At 64.6% G+C, this 16,526-nt stretch carries 16 protein-coding genes; 2 read left to right on the forward strand and 14 right to left on the reverse strand.

Translation table 11 applies throughout. The annotated features are described in order from the left end of the window. Nucleotides 1–184 precede the first annotated feature (184 nt). From JNE37_RS00230 to JNE37_RS00290, 13 genes are all read right to left on the reverse strand, one after another. Entirely contained in the window at nucleotides 185–1,306 is a 1,122-nt protein-coding gene (locus tag JNE37_RS00230; protein ID WP_052152304.1) for a trypsin-like peptidase domain-containing protein, read from the reverse strand. Nucleotides 1,307–1,430: 124 nt separating this feature from the next. Further along, the gene (locus JNE37_RS00235; RefSeq protein WP_203064941.1) at nucleotides 1,431–2,474 is read right to left on the reverse strand and encodes a quaternary amine ABC transporter ATP-binding protein; all 1,044 of its coding nucleotides are present in this window, start codon (nucleotides 2,472–2,474) and stop codon (nucleotides 1,431–1,433) included. Next, a complete protein-coding gene (locus JNE37_RS00240) occupies nucleotides 2,474–3,343 on the reverse strand; it encodes an ABC transporter permease (protein ID WP_203064942.1) in 870 nt (289 codons plus the stop codon). The genes JNE37_RS00235 and JNE37_RS00240 overlap by 1 nt, the downstream gene beginning before the upstream one ends. 127 nt (nucleotides 3,344–3,470) lie before the next feature. Beyond that, nucleotides 3,471–4,496 (reverse strand): ABC transporter substrate-binding protein, encoded by a 1,026-nt coding sequence (locus JNE37_RS00245; RefSeq protein ID WP_203064943.1) that lies wholly within the window; start codon nucleotides 4,494–4,496, stop codon nucleotides 3,471–3,473. Nucleotides 4,497–4,918: 422 nt separating this feature from the next. Then, nucleotides 4,919–5,665, reverse strand: coding sequence for an SDR family NAD(P)-dependent oxidoreductase (locus JNE37_RS00250; RefSeq protein ID WP_203064944.1), 747 nt, complete (start codon nucleotides 5,663–5,665; stop codon nucleotides 4,919–4,921). A gap of 52 nt (nucleotides 5,666–5,717) precedes the next feature. Beyond that, nucleotides 5,718–6,761, reverse strand: a complete 1,044-nt coding sequence (locus JNE37_RS00255) for a Gfo/Idh/MocA family protein (protein ID WP_035031856.1) — start codon at nucleotides 6,759–6,761, stop codon at nucleotides 5,718–5,720. A gap of 11 nt (nucleotides 6,762–6,772) precedes the next feature. After that, entirely contained in the window at nucleotides 6,773–7,777 is a 1,005-nt protein-coding gene (locus JNE37_RS00260) for a Gfo/Idh/MocA family protein (RefSeq protein WP_182397656.1), read from the reverse strand. Nucleotides 7,778–7,788: 11 nt separating this feature from the next. Next, complete coding sequence (locus JNE37_RS00265; protein ID WP_035092143.1) at nucleotides 7,789–8,565, reverse strand: SDR family oxidoreductase; 777 nt, start codon at nucleotides 8,563–8,565, stop codon at nucleotides 7,789–7,791. Then, the gene (locus JNE37_RS00270) at nucleotides 8,562–9,743 is read right to left on the reverse strand and encodes a hypothetical protein (protein ID WP_203064945.1); all 1,182 of its coding nucleotides are present in this window, start codon (nucleotides 9,741–9,743) and stop codon (nucleotides 8,562–8,564) included. The genes JNE37_RS00265 and JNE37_RS00270 overlap by 4 nt, the downstream gene beginning before the upstream one ends. A 4-nt stretch (nucleotides 9,744–9,747) precedes the next feature. Then, nucleotides 9,748–10,086 (reverse strand): hypothetical protein, encoded by a 339-nt coding sequence (locus JNE37_RS00275; RefSeq protein ID WP_035031864.1) that lies wholly within the window; start codon nucleotides 10,084–10,086, stop codon nucleotides 9,748–9,750. Between the two features lie 56 nt (nucleotides 10,087–10,142). Beyond that, the gene (locus JNE37_RS00280) at nucleotides 10,143–11,270 is read right to left on the reverse strand and encodes an ABC transporter substrate-binding protein (RefSeq protein WP_203064946.1); all 1,128 of its coding nucleotides are present in this window, start codon (nucleotides 11,268–11,270) and stop codon (nucleotides 10,143–10,145) included. Nucleotides 11,271–11,329: 59 nt separating this feature from the next. Further along, nucleotides 11,330–12,178: an ABC transporter permease gene (locus JNE37_RS00285; RefSeq protein WP_203064947.1), complete on the reverse strand. Its 849-nt coding sequence runs from the start codon at nucleotides 12,176–12,178 to the stop codon at nucleotides 11,330–11,332. A gap of 26 nt (nucleotides 12,179–12,204) precedes the next feature. Further along, a complete protein-coding gene (locus JNE37_RS00290; protein ID WP_246513438.1) occupies nucleotides 12,205–12,999 on the reverse strand; it encodes an ABC transporter ATP-binding protein in 795 nt (264 codons plus the stop codon). Nucleotides 13,000–13,308: 309 nt separating this feature from the next. On the opposite strand from JNE37_RS00290, the gene JNE37_RS00295 reads away from it, so the two are divergent. Beyond that, nucleotides 13,309–14,244 carry a MurR/RpiR family transcriptional regulator gene (locus JNE37_RS00295; RefSeq protein WP_203064948.1) on the forward strand — a complete coding sequence of 312 codons (936 nt, stop codon included), beginning with the start codon at nucleotides 13,309–13,311 and terminating at the stop codon, nucleotides 14,242–14,244. Between the two features lie 2 nt (nucleotides 14,245–14,246). Then, entirely contained in the window at nucleotides 14,247–15,716 is a 1,470-nt protein-coding gene (locus JNE37_RS00300) for an N-acyl-D-amino-acid deacylase family protein (RefSeq protein WP_203064949.1), read from the forward strand. A 267-nt stretch (nucleotides 15,717–15,983) separates the two neighbouring features. On the opposite strand, the gene JNE37_RS00305 is transcribed toward JNE37_RS00300, so the two are convergent. After that, nucleotides 15,984–16,526 (reverse strand): TetR/AcrR family transcriptional regulator, encoded by a 543-nt coding sequence (locus JNE37_RS00305; RefSeq protein ID WP_203064950.1) that lies wholly within the window; start codon nucleotides 16,524–16,526, stop codon nucleotides 15,984–15,986.

Below are 16,526 nucleotides of genomic sequence, written 5' to 3' on the forward strand. Positions count from 1 at the left end.
TCGTCTCGTCGCCGCGAATGCCTCGACGACTTCGCCATTGCCGACGTTATCTCCGCCTTCCCCTCTTCAACTGGGCCGACTGCCTGATGCTCTCGATCGGCGAGCGCACCCCTGCCCCATCGGCCTGACGCAAAAGAGAAGGGCCCCATCCGGGGCCCTTCTCTTTTCGTTTGGCTGTGAGTGACTAGGCCGCCTGGGCCTTTGCCAGCGTCACCGAGGCGTCGATGGTCTTGCCGTCGCGCAGGATCTTGAGGTCCACCTTGTCGCCTGCGCGCATCAGGCCGATCTCGTTGCGCAGCTCGGTCGAAGTGGCGACTGCCTGACCGTTGAGCTCGGTGACCACGTCACCCGCCTTGAGGCCCGCGCCGGCCGCCGGCGAATTGGCGCTCACGTCTGCCACCAGCGCGCCGGCCTGCTTGGCCGGCAGGCCCATGGCCGCGATGAGATCAGGCGAAAGATTCTGGATTTGCACGCCCAGCTGGCCGCGCTCGACATCGCCGTACTTTTCGATCTGCGCCACCACCTGCTGGATCATCTGCGAGGGGATGGCGAAGCCAACGCCCACGCTGCCGCCGCCCGGGCCGACGATGGCCGTGTTCATGCCCACGAGGTCACCCTTGAGGTCGACCAGTGCGCCACCCGAATTGCCGGGATTGATCGAGGCGTCGGTCTGGATGAAGTTCTCGTAGCCCTCGATGCCCAGGCCCGAGCGGCCGAGGGCGCTGACGATGCCCGAGGTCACGGTTTCGCCGAGGCCGAACGGATTGCCGACGGCCACCACGTAGTCGCCCACGCGCACATCCTGCGGCGCGGCGAACTTGATGGCCGAGAGGTTCTCAGCCGGCACCTGGACCAGCGCGATATCGGTGGCCGGGTCCTTGCCGAGCACCTTGCCGGTCAGCGTGCGGCCGTCCGAAAGCGTCACCGCGATCTTGTTGGCGAAGTCCACCACGTGGTTGTTGGTGACGATAAGGCCCTTGGCGGCATCCACGATCACGCCCGAGCCTTCGCCCTGCACCTGCTGGCGGGTGGGCGGCTGTTGCTGGCCGAATTGCTGGAAGAAGGGCGGTACGTCCCCGTTCTGGGCCACGGGCTTGACCATCTCACCCTGTACGGCGATGGCGACGACGCTGGGCAGCACTTCGCTGACCACCGGCGACAAGCTGGGCAAGCCCTGCCCCGCCGCAACGGCGGGCGCGGCAGGCGCGACCGGCGCCGCCGACTGGGCAAGGGCGAAATTGATGGCCGAGCCACCGAGGAGCGCTACAGTCAGTCCTGCCGCTACGGGCAATGCCTTGATACGCATGATCCATCTCCATTGAGGAAGGTTTGGATCGTTTGTAACCACCCGCGGCTTTCCCGAAGATGTCGCCGAATTTACATCTTGGTAATCTTTCGGCTTTGTTGCTGCTCGGTTGCCCGATTGCGCACTAGGCCGCCTCGGACTCCCGCTGCGGCGTATACCGCGCCAGTGCCGTGATCACCTGCCGGGCCGTAACGCGGCCGATCTGCTGGCCCGTTTCGTCCACCACGCCCACCCATTTGTGGTCGGCAAACAGCGGCAGCACGTCCTCGCAGCGCGCATCCATCGAGACAGCCTGCTCGCAGGGCTCGGTATTGCCCACTTCCATGATCGAGCGGACATGGATCGCCCGCGCCTTGTTCACCTCGCGCACGAACTGCTCGATATGTTCGTTGGCCGGGCGCAGCACGATATCCTCGGGCTTGCCCACCTGTTGCACCGCGCCATCCTTGAGCACCGCGATGCGATTGCCGATCTTGAGCGCCTCGTCGAAATCGTGGGTGATGAAGAGGATCGTCTTGTTGAGCGATTTCTGCAGATCGATAAGCTGGTCCTGCATGCCGGAGCGGATCAGCGGATCGAGCGCCGAAAAGGCCTCGTCCATGAGGACGATGTCCGTATCCATCGCCAGCGCCCGGGCGAGGCCCACGCGTTGCTGCTGGCCGCCGGAGAGCTGGCGCGGTCGCGCCTGCTCGTAGCCGGCGAGTCCCACGGTCTCGATCCACTTCTCGGCCTCGGCCAGCCGCTTGCGCCGGTCGGCGCCGCGGATTTCGAGGCCATAGGCGACGTTGTCGATGACCGAGCGATGCGGCAGCAGCGCGAATTTCTGGAACACCATGGCTACGCTCGCGCGGCGATAGTCGCGCAGCTCGTCCCGGTTCATGGTCAGCACGTCGCGGCCATCCACGACGATGCTCCCCGCCGTTGGCTCGATCAGCCGGTTGACGTGGCGGATGAGCGTCGACTTGCCGGAGCCCGAAAGGCCCATGACCACGAAGATCTGTCCACGCTCGATATCGAGCGACACCTCGTCGAGCCCGACGATCTCCCCGGTTTCGGCCTGCACTTCGGTCTTGCTGCGCCCCTGGCGCAGCAGTTCGAGGGCGGTTTGCGGGTTGTCACCGAAGATCTTGGTGACGCCGCGCATAGTGATGGCGTTTTCACTGGTCATCAGCGTGCCTCCAATAGTCCGATACGGTCCTGCAATTGCCGGCCAAAGGCCTGCGCGATGCGGTCGAAGACGATGGCCAGGGCCACGATGCCCAGCCCCGCGAAGAGCCCGCGGCTGACTTCGAGCCGGCCGATGCCCTGCAGCACCTGGTAGCCAAGTCCGCCGGCGCCGATCATCGAGGCGATCACGACCATGGAGAGCGCCATCATCGTCGTCTGGTTGATGCCGGCGAGAATGGTGGGCAGCGCCAGCGGAATCTGGACCTTCACCAGTCTCTGCGCCGGGCTCGCGCCAAAGGCACGGCTGGCTTCCATCACCGCCGGATCGACGGTGCGCAGGCCAAGGTCGGTGAGCCGCACGAGCGGCGGCGCCGCGTAAACGATGGTGGCGAGCAGCGCCGGAATCTTGCCGGGGCCGAACACCATCACCGCCGGGATCAGGTAGACGAAGCTGGGCAGCGTCTGCATGAGATCGAGCAGCGGCGTGATCGCCCGGCGTACGCTCATCGAGCGGGACATCCACACCCCGAGCGGGATCGAGAGCACGATGGCCGTGATCGTGGCGGCCAGCATCAGCGCCAGCGTGGTCATGGCATCCTTCCAGAGGTCCATGACCCCGAGGAAGAGCAGCGCCGCCAGCACCAGGGCCGGCAATTGCCAGCGGCGCGAGGCCAGCCAGGCGATGCCGGTCAGCACCACGATGACCACCCACCACGGGGTTGCCACGAGCAGGTCCTCGATGGCCTTGAGCAGCATGAGAAGGGGATAGGCGGCGGCTTCGAAACCGTCGCCCCAGTTGCGGACGACCCAGTTGAGGCCGTCATCGACCGCTCGTCGCAACGGGCGGGTATCAATGATTTGCGGAAACACGCTTTCGTTCTTTCATATGAACCGAAGCGCCGGATCGCTAAGTGAGCGGCCAGCTCGCTTGGGGATCAGGCGCGATAGGTGGCCGGGCGCGAAACCCGGCCACCGCCATCGATTGCTGTGGGGAAAATCAGAGGGTCGCCTTGACCTTGTCGGCCACATCCGCCGGAACCCAGGTGGTCCAGACATCCTCTTTGGTCTTGAGGAAGTTCTCGGCGGTGGCCGCGGCGTCGGCCTGGTTTTCGTCGCCATAGACCAGCAGCTCGCTGATCTGTGCGTTGGTGAGGCCGACCTTGGAGAAATAGGCCGCCACGTTCGGCGCCTCTTCCTGGATCCAGGCGGCAGCGCCCACCACGGCCGGCGAGGACGGATAAGCCGTCACGCCCGGTGCATCGTCGCAGTCGGGGTCGGTGTTGCAGGCGTAGACTTCGGGCTTGGTTTCGCCCAGATCGAGCTGCACGGCGTCGAACTTGCCGAGGATGGCGGTCGGGCCCCAGTAGTAGAAGAGGATCGGCTCTTCGCGCGTGAAGGCGCGGGCGATCGAGGCGTCGAGCGCTCCGCCCGAACCGGGCGAGAAGAGGTTCCACTTGTCCTTCATGTCGAAGGCTTCAAAGAGCGCCGTGGTCGAAAGCTCGCAGGCCCAGCCCGGCGGGCAGGAATAGAGGCGCCCCTTGCTGCTGTCTTCCGGGTCCGGGAAGATTTCGGGGTGCGCGATGACGGCTTCGGCGCTCGTCAGCTCGGGATTGGCTTCCTGCGTGTAGCGCGGAATGAACCAGCCCTCGATCGTGCCGTCGGTGATGGCGTCGGACAGCGCGACGACCTTGCCGTCCTTGAGGCCCTGCTGCCACTGCTCCTCGATCGCGCTGGTCCAGAGCTCGGGCGCCACGGCGGGCGTGCCCCGCGTGAGCATCGAGGTGGAGGTCGGAACGGTATCGCCCGTCACCACCTCGACCTTGCAGCCGTAGCCGGCCTCGAGGATGCGGGAATGGATATGCGCCAATGCGGCCGCGGAGGGCCAGGTCATTTCGGCGATGTCGATAGTACGGTCGGTGCCGCAGGTAGACGCGGCGTTCTCGTCTGCAGCCACTGCATTGCCCGCCACGGAGGCGAAGGCAAGCGCGATCGCGACGGCAATGCCGCCGGACTTCAAAGTCATAAATCGATCTCCTGATTTCGTGAGACCAAACCCTAGGGATCGATAAGCATCATGTCAAATCAGCCGAATACTTCATGCATACAAGTTAATATGACTCGTGAATACATCGAGCAAAACGCCACTCAATTCCAGAACATACTATTCATCGATACGATCATTTCTGAGCGGATGGCGACGAACGACGCCCGCATTAGTCAAAAAAATCATAAATGCCACGAAACCGCCGCAAACCGTACGGTTCGGGCAGTTTGTGACAGGTCAGGATATTCTTGAAAGATGCACGCGGAGGCGCTGGCGGAGAATCTCGCGTGGAGACATGCACTTGCCGGGGCGAAGGCATTTGAACGCGGATTGCAGAGCGAGTACGCCCCGATCCTTCACCCTGCGAAGTCTGATGGGGGCGCCCTTCGCGGCCCCCACCTTCAATACGTCGTTCGACCACCCGACAGATCGAACACACTCGCCGTCGTAAAGCTGTTCTCCTTGCTCACCAGCCACGCCACCATCGCCGCCGCTTCCTCGACCTCGAGGAACCGCCCACGGGGAATGCGCACGAGCATGTAGTTGATGAACTCCTCGGTCAGCGTATCGAGGATGCGCGTCTTGGCCGTTGCCGGCGTAATGGCGTTGACGGCGATATCGTACTTGGCCAGTTCCTTGCCGAGCGACTTGGTCAGCCCGATCACCCCCGCCTTGGCCGCCGAATAGGCCGAGAGATTGGGGTTCCCCTCCTTGCCGGCCACCGAGGAAATATTGACGATCCGCCCGTAATTGCGGGCCTTCATCGCCGGGATAACGGCCTTGTTCACATAGAACGTGCCGTTGAGGTTGACCTCCACCACCCGCCGCCATTCCTCGGGATCGTATTCGTCGAGCGGCGCGTTGTTGCCCGCGATGCCCGCCGAGTTGACGAGGATCGAAACCGGCCCGACCTCAGCCTCCACTTCCCCGTGCACCCGCTGCAGCCCGGCAAGGTCGGTGATGTCCACCACCTTGCTCGATGCGCCTGTGCCGAGCGCCGCCACGGCCTTGTCGAGCGTCGCCCCGTCGCGATCCCAGAGGCTCACCTTGGCGCCCGAGGCCAGCAGCCGCTGGGCGATGGCAAAGCCGATGCCCTGTGCGCCACCGGTGACGACGGCGACCTGGCCCTTCAAATCGATTGCGTTCATCTGACGTCCAAAACTTGCGCCCCGGGGACCTGCCCCAGGGCTGGAAATATTCTTAAAGCGCCACGACTTGGCCGGAATGGATGGATTCGTCGGCGGCCAGCACGATGCGCAGGCTCTTGACGCCATCATTCATGTGATCGGTCAGGTCGATATCCTCGTTGATCGCCTTGAGCAGGTAGCGCTGCTCGCGTTCGCACAGATCATCGTGCCCGGGCTCGTCGGTCATGTCGATACGCTCGTCCGGCCGCGACATGTCCGCGTAGTGGCGCAGGATCTGATTGGTCTTGGTGTGGGCGTTAATGTCGTCCGACTTCACCGCACCCGCCGTCTCGGCCATCACGATCGAGACCGAACCCTTGGGCCCGAACACGTCCTTCACGAAGAAGGCCGTCTCGCTCACCATCGGGCCCCAGCCGGCTTCATACCAGCCCACCGAGCCGTCATCGAACTGCACCTGCAGCATGCCGTAATTGTTCTTGGCCACTTCATCGGTGAGCTTGGCCCCGATGGCGTGGACCTTGACCGGCTTGGCGCTCGTCATCTGGCACATCACGTCCACATAATGCACGCCGCAATCGACGATGGGCGGGAACGAGTCCATCAGCCGCTTGTGCCAGGACCAGGTTTCTCCATTCGACTGCTGGTTGAGGTTCATGCGGAACACCAGCGGCGTGCCGAGTTCGCGCGCGATCTCGATGAACTTGATCCAGCTCGGGTGCTGGCGGAGGATGTAGCCGATCACCAGCTTGCGGTTCGTGCGCTTTGCCGTCGCCACCACCGCCTCGGCGTCCTCCACCGTCAGCGCCATCGGCTTTTCGACGAAGACATGCGCGCCCGCTTCCATCGCCTTGATGGCATAGGGCGCATGTGTATCGGGCAGCGTATTGATCGAGACCACGTCGGGCTTGAGCGTCTTGAGCGCCGTATCGAAATCCGAGAATTTCTGGGCGCCCTGCAGCGCCTCGGGCAATTGCACCTTGTCGATGTGGCGCGTGCACACGCCCACCACTTCGTAGCCGTCGATGCGCGTATAGGCGAGCGCGTGGCTCATGCCCATATTGCCCAGCCCGACGACCAGAACTCGCAGCTTGCTCATTGTCCTCTCCCTTACCCGATCCTGATCACATTGCCGGTGCGCGCCGATTCCTCGGCGGCCAGCGTCGCCGCAAGCGCCGCGGCTGCGTCTTCGGGCCGCCCGATCTGCGGCTGTTCGTTGGCCAGCGCCCGGCGCGCAAAATAGTCGAATTCGTCCCGCAGCGCCCCGCCCCGCACGCCGTCGAATTCCGGCCAATAGGTCGTATCGGGGCTGTGCAGCTTGTTGCCGTCCACCACCGCCAGGTTGGGGAACGTATCCTGGATATGGATGATGCCCTCGGTGCCGATGATCGACATGCGCTCATCGATGTCGAACGGGGTCTTTTCGGGCATGCACCAGACAGTCTCCAACATGGCGGTCGCGCCGCCGGCAAAGCGATACATCGTCTGCCCGATATCAGGGTGCTTCAGGCCCCGGACGTCAACCGTCTGCGCATAGGCCGAGACGATCCGGTCGCCCGTCAGCCAGAGCATGATGTCGGTGTCGTGGATGGCGTCGCCCACGATCGGCCCGATCTTGTTGAGGATTTCCGGCGTCCAGGCGGCCGGAATGTTGCGGCGCGAATTGAGGGCCACGATCTTGCCGATCCGCCCGGCGTCGATCGCCTGCTTGGCCATGCGATAGCGCGGATTGAAGCGCACGATATGGCCGATGAAGAGGATGCCCTTGCTGTCCCTGGAGGCGGCAACGATCTTGTTGGCGTCCTCGACGGTCGAGGCGATCGGCTTTTCGAGGAAGACGTGCTTGCCGGCCTTGAGGGCGGCGATGGCCGGCTCGGTATGCTGGTCCCACATCGTGCAGATCGAGACCGCGTCGATTTCCGGGTCCGCCAGCATCTCGTTGTAGTCGCGATAGAGCTTTTGCACTCCGTACTTCTTGCCCAGCGCTTCCAGGCGGTCGCCGGTGCGCGTGCAGAGAGCCGAGAGCTTGAGGTTGGGCAGGCCGATGATGGTGTCGCAATGGATCTCGCCGAACCATCCCAACCCGATCACGCCGATCCGCAGCGGTGATGACATGAATTTCTCCCTTAAAAATCTTCGAGCGTGAGTTCACGCGCCATGACGATGTTGCCCGAGCTCAGCCCGCAATCGACCGGCAGCACCGCCCCGCTCACCGCGCTCGCGGCGTCCGAGGCGAGGAAGCCGACGACGCTCGCCACCTCTTCCGGCTCGACGATGCGGCCCATCGGGTACCAACGCTCCAGCGTCTTGAGCACTTGCGGGTCCTTCTGCGCCCGCTCGCGCCAGAGCGGGGTGCGCACGGTTCCGGGCAGCACGACATTGGCGCGGACGCCGTATTTGCCGACCTCCTGCGCCAGCGTGCGGGTCATCGAGATCATGCCCGCCTTGGCCGCGCTGTAGGCGGGGTCGCCCAAAGCCGAGAGCCCGTTGACCGAGGCGACGTTGATGATCGAGCCGCGCCCGGCCGCCTTCATTCGTCCGAGCACGGCATGGACGCAGTTGAACGCACCGTTGAGGTTGCCGTTGACCTCCTCCGCCCAGCTCTGCGTCGTGGTGACGTTGAGCGTGTGGTGGTTGGAATAGCCGGCATTGTTGATGAGCACGTCCACGCCATCGATCTCGGCGAAGGCCATCTCGACCGAATTGGGGTCGCCGATGTCGAGCCGCAGGAACATGGCGTCGATGCCGTTGTCCTCCAGCGCCGAAACGACCTGGGCGGTGTTCACCGCCTTGTCGATGCCGATGATCCGCGCGCCGCGCTGGCCGAACCACAGGCAGAGGCACTGCCCGATGCCGCCGGCCGCGCCGGTGATGACGATGGTCTTTCCGGCAAACTCCTTCATGCCGGCACCCTGGCCAGCGCCTCGCCGATCCAGTCCATGCTGGAGCGGCGCAGGTGCCCCCAATTGTAGAAGGCGAGTTCCGTCACTCCGCCCGCCACCAGCGTATCGATGGCGGCAAGGAATTCGGCCTTGTTCTCGATATCAGGAAAGGACGGCCGCATGATGCCGCGCAGGCGCCCCTGCCCGCCCAACCGGCGCCTCGTGTCGTAAAGGTCCGCCTTGATCCTCGCCGCCGACGGCTCGTAGAAGCACGCCTCGACGATGCCGGTCACGTCCATGAGCGCCGCGAGGTCGCTGCCCTCATACCAGGCGCCGCCGGTCGGCCGTGCCACGGAGGGGATCACCGCGACCTCGACATCATTGCGCACCCGGTCGCGGATTTCCGCCACCAGCGACGTCACCTGCCGCGAGCGGAATTCGAGATAGGCGCGCAATTCGCCGTCGCCCTCGATATCGGCCAGCCACATGGCCTGCGCCATGTCCTGCGGCAGGTCGACGTCGCTCTCGAGATAATCCGCCAGCAGCCCCGCCACCTTGCGGCGCAGCCCTTCGGCATCGATGCCCGCCTTTGCCGCCGCGCCCACGCAATGGTCGCAGAAGCAGAGGCCCATATAGCCTTCAAACCAGGCATTCTGGCGCACGAGCCCGAATTCGTGGTGGAAGCCATGGGCGTAGGGGGTAAAGCCCGGCGCCTCCATCGAGAGGCCGCTCGCCGGATAGCTCATCGTCACGTCGGTAGCGAGCCCGATGGCATAGGCCCGCGCCTCGGGCGCTGACGGACAGAGGTTATAGAAATACGGGTCGCCGAACGCATTGCGCACCACGCTCTCGGGGTGCCGCATGCCGAGGTTGGTATTGTGCAGCAGCACGAGCCACACATTGGTCGCCATGGCGTCGGCTCCGACGAGCCCGCCCAGCACGTCCTGACTCTCCAGGATGGAATTGGCCACCGGCTTGATCTTGCCGTAGCGCGACGGGTCGGCCTTGAAATAGACCGTGCCGTCCTCCGGAAAATAGACTTTTCCGCTCCGCCCCTGCGGGCGCAGGAACTTGCCGGCGTGGTAGCTGCCCGCGAAGGTGACGGTGTCCAGCCCCTGTTCGCGGAACGCCTCGATGGCGTTGGCGATGCCGTGGTCGGCCAGGTCCCAGGCATAGGTGTAGATTGCCTTGTAGCTCATGCCTCTAGTTCCCGAACCAGCCGTCCTTGAGGTAGCGCATGTATTCGAACACCATGCCGTGCTTGAGCACGAACGCCACTTCCAGGAAGTCTCCGACGATGAATGGGGGGATCAGCACCTCGTCCGCCTCGGCGAGCCGCGCCGCCATGTCGTCGACGCGATAGGCCACGTGCGGGTTGTCGCGCACCATGGCGGGCACGGTGCTGTCGGGCTCGTAGCGCAGGAACTCGATATGCTCGGGATGATTGCGCGGATTGGTCACCCAGATGCGGCTTTGTTCCACCCAGTCTTCCTGCGGCTGAACTTTGGTCGTGGTGATACCCACGTGGTCGAACTCGAACACGGCCCCCTCCCCTCGATGATGTGGAAGGCGGGGGCGCGCCGCCCCCGCCGCCTCGACTAGACCGTGGCCGCGATGGCCGCGACGTCGACTGCCGCATAGTCCGGCGAGAGCTGGAAGCCCTCGGCGTCGGCCTTGATCTTGGCGTGGTCGAAGTCGTTGGCGCCGTCGATCAGCGCGTTGCTCGTCACCTTGCTGGCGTCGAACACCTGCGAGACCTGGCCGATCTTGTGGATCGCGTCGAAATAGGCCTGCCAGCTGTCCTGCAGGTGGTAGCCCCACTTGCCGCGCTTGTCCCAATGGGCGTGCATGAGCGCGCTCTGCTGCATCAGGGATTCGACGGCGGCCGCCGGGTTCATCTGCGTGGCGAGACCCGGGAACTGCTCCATGGCGATCTGGGTGGCCGCTGCCGGGTTGATCCAGCCGAATTCGAGGCCCTGTGCCCAGCCGCGCAGGTAGCGCGTATAGAGGTCGACCTTGGCCGGGTCCTCGAGGTCCGCCGAGCGCACCACGAACGAGTTGGCCGGGAACACCGAGGCGTTCTTGCCGAGCAGGTAGTCGAAATCGAGCCCCTGCCCGCGCCACTGCGCCCGCAGGCCTTCCCAGGTCAGCGCCGCGTCGGCCTGGCCCTGCGCCAGCGCCTGGCCCCAGGCGCTCACTTCCACGTACTTGACCTTGCTCAGGTCCACGCCGGCCGCGGCCAGCATCGGGTCGGCGATCGACTGCCAGCCGGCCGAACCCAGGACGATGGTCTTGCCTTCCAGGCCCTTGAGATCAGCCGGAGCCTTGCCCTTCTGGAAAGCGAAGTCGAAGACGTCGCCGGCCATGATGTGGAAGGCCGAAGTCAGCTTCATGCCCTGCTCGAGGCCGAGCGAGAGCACGCCGGGCGACGGATAGCCGAAGTCGGACTGGTTCTGGTCGACCAGCTTGACGGTGGCCGTGCCATCCTGCGGGCCAGCTTCGATGACGGTTTCGACATCGCCGAAATAGCCCATCTTCTTGGCGACCCAATAGGCGAAGTCATCGACCACTTCGAGCGTGCCGCGCGGGGAAACCCAGCGGACGGCAGCGCCTTGCGCCATGGCGGCGCGGGCATTGAGACCAAGCGCGGAAACCACGACGCCGGCGGATGTGATCTGCAGCAGGCGGCGACGGCTGATGCCGGTCGTATTCATCAAGTCAGACATTTTCTCTCCTCCACAAATGTCCCTCGGCCCGCTCCCTCAAGCGGGCCACGCGGCTGGGGTTAGGATTCCCAGCTCGCCCACTTCTTCCCGATGAGGAAGAACAGCACGTAGATCGAGATGCCGATCACTGCGAGCAGCAGGATCACCGCGAAGAATTGCGGCATGCGGATCATCGACGAATAATAGTTGAGCCGGTTGCCCAGGCCTTCGGCCCCGCCCACCATCTCGGCGCCGACCGTGGTCAGCAGCCCGAAGATCGAGCCCACCATCAGGCCGACAATGATCATCGGCATGGCCATGGGAATGCGGATCTTGGTGAAGATCTGGAGCGTCGAGGCGCCGAACGAGCGGGCCAGCGCGATCTTGGCAAGGTCGACGCGCCGGAAGCCGGTGGCCGAATTGATCATCACCATCGGCCCGGAAGCGAGCGCCACCGCGATGATGCGCGGCTCCCAGCCGAAGCCGAAGCGCAGCACCAGCAAGGGCACCAGCGCCAGCATGGGCGTCGTCACCAGCAGCAGGATGTAAGGCGTCACGATCTTTTCGGCGAAGGGGAACTGCGTGATCACCGCCGCCAGCACGAAGCCGACCGAAGCGCCGATGGCGAAGCCGATCAGCAATTCGCAGAGCGTCGTCACAAGGTGCGGCCACAGGAACGGCCATTCGCTCACCAATGCGGCCGCAATCGCGCTCGGCGCGGGCAGGATGTATTGGGGCACCTCGAAGAGCCGGATCAGAAGCTCGGCGCCGCCGATGATGCCCACCGCGACCAGCGCAATCACCAGGATCTCGAAGGCGCTGCGGCTTGGGCCGGATGTGAGCGAGGCCATGCCGCCCGAAAGGCTGACATCGGCTTTCCCCTTGGCGCCGCCGAAGGTGGGGATGGTGTCCTTGAGTTCGCTGTCCATTGTCGTCTTTCCTGGCAAGGACAAAATCAGCTCGGGCGGTGGTCGATCATGGCCTTGATGGCCTCGACCCGATCGAGGAAGTCCGGGGTTGTCTGGAGCTTGACCGGGCGCGGCCGCGGCAGGTCGACATCGACGATATTGGAAATCCGCCCGGGCCGGGCCGACATCACCACGATCCGGTCGGCGAGGAACACCGCTTCGGTGATCGAGTGGGTGATGAAGATGATGGTCTTGCCCGTTTCCATCCAGATTTCCTGGATGAGCAGGTTCATCTCGTCGCGGGTGAAGGCGTCGAGCGCGCCGAACGGCTCGTCCATCAGCAGCACTGACGGATTGACCGCCAGGCTGCGCACGATCGAGGCGCGCTGCTGCATGCCGCCCGAAAGCTCGCGCGGATACTTGTTCTCGAACCCGGCCAGCCCGACGCGCTTGAGCAGCGCCTCGATGCGCTTGCGGTCCGGCTCCTGCCGCTTGATCTCGAAAGGCAGCTCGATATTGCGGATGAGGTTGCGCCAGGGCAGCAGGTTGGCTTCCTGGAAAATCATCGCGATTTCGGGGTGCGGCTTGGTGATCGCGTCCTCGCCCAGCCGAATCTGGCCACCGCTCAGGCCGTGAAGCCCGGCCATCGACCACAGCAGCGTCGACTTCCCGCAGCCCGAGGGACCGAGCAGGCACAGGAACTCGCCTTCGCGCACCTGCAGCGACACGTTGTCGACCGCATGCACCTGGCCCGAGCGCGTGTTGTAGAACTTGGACGCACCGTCGACGACCATCTTGATCGGCTCCGGCGCACTGCGCGGCAGACCGCTGGCAGCGTTCATGCTGCTCCTCCCCTCATCCTCCGGCGCGTTCGACACCCCTCCGGTTTCGTCGCGCTTACTTTCGCCAGATATGAAACATAATTTCAGACTTGGCAATAGCCCTACTTTTGGACGAACCGAACTGTGCAAACCGTATTTTTATCACGCTATTTCAGCATATTGACCATCGAAACGGCATCGTAACATCACCAATCATTGCGAAATCCATCGACTCCCATCAACAAACCTCTTGTGCCTGATCGGCATTCCTGTAATTAAATTTCTTACGCAAGGTGAATGGGGAGCGGCGCCGTCGGCGTCGGGTTGGCCATGGCCCCGAAAAGCATGGATGCCAGATCGGAAGTCATCGACGTCGTCTCGCGCATGCAGCGGGTCGAGGCGGACCTGTCCCCTGCCGAACGGCAGGTGCTCAAGGCCGTGCGCAACGATTATGACGCCGCCACCCGCATGACGATTGCCGAGCTCGCGACCCGTGCAGGCGTCAGCCAGCCCACCGTCACCCGCTTCTGCCGCTCGGTCGGCTGCTCGTCCTATGGCGAGTTCAAGATCATGCTGGCGACCACGCTGACCGTCGCAGCCGCCTATCTGCGCCCGGAACGCCAGTTCTCCGATGACGTCGGCCAGCTCGCCCAGTCGGTGATGAACCGCGCCATGAACGCCATGCGCGATTGCCTCAATGCCCTCGATACCGAAGCGGTCGGAGCCGCCATCGACATCCTGTCGTCGGCCCGGCGCATCGATATCTACGGCCAGGGCGGCGGGTCGGCGAGCCTTGTCGAAGACGCCAAGCTGCGCCTCTTCCGCATCGGCATTCCCGTCTGCGCCTATGTCGATGGCCACCAGCAGCGCATGTCGGCGGCCACCCTCAACCAGGGCGACGCGGTCATCCTCATTTCCAACAGCGGGCGGTCGAAAGCCGTGGCCGAGGCCGTGCAGATCGCGCATTCCTTCGGCGCCAGGACCATCGCCCTCACCCGCCCTGATACGCCTATCGCACAGGCGGCCGATATCGTGATCCCGATCGTCATCGGCGAGGATGAGAACGTCCTCATCCCGACGCCCTCCCGCTACGCCCATATGGGCGTCATCGATACCATTGCCACCGGCATCGCCGACCGCAAGGGCGGGGACGCCCGCGAGACGCTGCGCCGTGTCCGTTACACCGTCGCCAGCATCGGCATCGCCATCCCGACGCCGTCGACCGACCCCACCATCCTGATGAAAACCATCAAGCCTCACGAGTAGTCATGAGCCAGAGTCCTCTTCGCCGCGGGCAGCCGCGCTATGACTGGGTGTTCCGCAACGCGCGCATCGTCGACGGCACCGGAGCTCCTTCCTTCATCGGCGACCTCGCCGTCACCGGCGAGAAGATCGCGGCCCTCGGCAAGCCCGGCACCATCCCGCCCGACGCGGGCGAGAGCGAGCGGGATCTTTCCAGCATGGCCCTCGCTCCCGGCTTCATCGATTCTCACACCCACGACGACCGCATCGTGCTCGATGCCCCCGACATGCTGCCCAAGATCAGCCAGGGCGTAACCACCGTCGTCGTCGGCAATTGCGGCATCTCGCTCGCGCCGGTGACCTTCACCGACACCCCGCCCCCGCCGCCCATGAACCTTCTCGGCGGAGCCGAAGCCTACGAATTCCCGACCTTCGCCGCCTATGCCGAGGCGGTCGCGCGTAAGCGCCCGGCGGTCAACGTCGCGGCTCTTATCGGCCACTCCGCCCTGCGCATCGCCACGATGGACGACATTTCCCGCAAGGCGACGGACGCAGAAATCGCGCAAATGGGCGCGTTGCTGGACGAGGCTATGCGCAACGGCGCCGCCGGCTGGTCCACCGGCCTCTTCTACCCCACCAATGCCGCTGCCGATGCCGACGAAGTCGCCCGGCTCGGCCGCCACGTCTCGGCGCATGGCGGCGTCTACGCCACCCATATGCGCGACGAGTTCGACAACGTTCTGGCCAGCATCGACGAGGCCGTTTCTACGGCCCGCAACGCCCGCACGCCGCTGGTCATTTCCCACCACAAATGCGCCGGCGTCCACAATTGGGGCCGCACGCAGCAAACGCTGCCGCATATCGAGGCGGTCGCCAACGGACACAGCGTCAATGTCGACGTCTACCCCTATGCCGCCGGCTCCACGAACCTGCGCGCCGACCTCATCACCGACACCTATCCGATCATGATCGCCTGGTCGCGCCCCTATCCCGAGATGACCGGGCGCTATCTCATCGATATCGCCGCCGAATGGGGCCTCGATCTCGACGAGACCGCCGCTCGCCTGCAACCGGCCGGCGCCATCTATTTCCAGATGGATGAAGCCGATGTCCGCCGCGTCCTCAGCTCACCGCTCTCGATGATCGGCTCGGACGGTCTCCCCCACGACGACCACCCGCACCCTCGCCTCTGGGGCACCTTCCCCCGCGTCCTCGGCCACTACGCCCGCGATGTCGGCCTTTTCGACCTCGAAACCGCCGTCCACAAGATGACCGGCCTCACCGCCAAGGTCTTCGGCCTCGAAAATCGCGGCACCCTGACCCCCGGCGCCTATGCCGACCTCGTCGCCTTCCGCCCCGACACCATCGCCGACCGCTCGACCTACGAGCAGCCGACGCTGCCGTCGTCGGGCATCGAATGGGTGATGGTGAACGGCGGCATGTCGTTCCAGGCGGAACAGGGCGTCGAGGAGCGCCACGGGCGGCTGATCAACTAGGGGCCGTACTCAATTGCGCCGGTAGATGAGGTTGCGATGGCCCGCCCCACCCACCGGACTTCCCCGGACTTGATCCGGGGCCTATTGCACCCCTCCACTCGAGTGGAGCAATCCGTGGGCCCCGGCTCTGCGGCCGGGGAAGTTCAGTGGGTGTGGCGCGGCAGACGGACAGCGCTTCCGTTGGAATCTTTCGGATGGGGAGATAAGCGCTCTGGGGGCACCGGGACTTATTGAGTACGGACCCTAGGGCGGAGCGGTTAGCTCCACTCACCCCTTCCCCGCCAGTTTCAGAATATCCTCGAACACCTGCTGCCACTCCGCCTCGTCCATGGGCATGAACCCAAAACTCCGCAGCAGGTAACTCCCTTCCGTCGCCAGGAACGCCAGTCGCAACCGGCGCCCCTCTTCCGTCGAGCCATCGATGGCGTTGAGCCGCGCCTCGTACCATGCGCGCGTACGCGCCAGCCGGTCCTTGTCCTGCATCATCGCCGCCAGCATCACCGCCGCGCGGTCTACCGAGGCCTCGTCGAAATGCCGCGTGGCCTCGGCATGCGCCCGCACCATGCTCTGCGCGGTCTCGTCGCCATTGCGCAAGGCGGCCGTCTCGGCGTCGAACTCGGCTTCCCAGCGGTCGATCATCGCCCCGATCAGGTCGTCCTTGGTGCCGAACGCGTATTGCACGCCGCCCTTGGAAATCCCCGACGCCTTGGCCACCGCGTCGATGGTCAGCGCGCCGATGCCACGCTCGCTCACCACCTTTTCGGCAGCGTCCAGCACGGCATTGCGATCGATAGTCTGTTTTCTACCCAC

It is taken from the genome of Paradevosia shaoguanensis, assembly GCF_016801025.1.
Taxonomy (GTDB): domain Bacteria; phylum Pseudomonadota; class Alphaproteobacteria; order Rhizobiales; family Devosiaceae; genus Paradevosia; species Paradevosia shaoguanensis.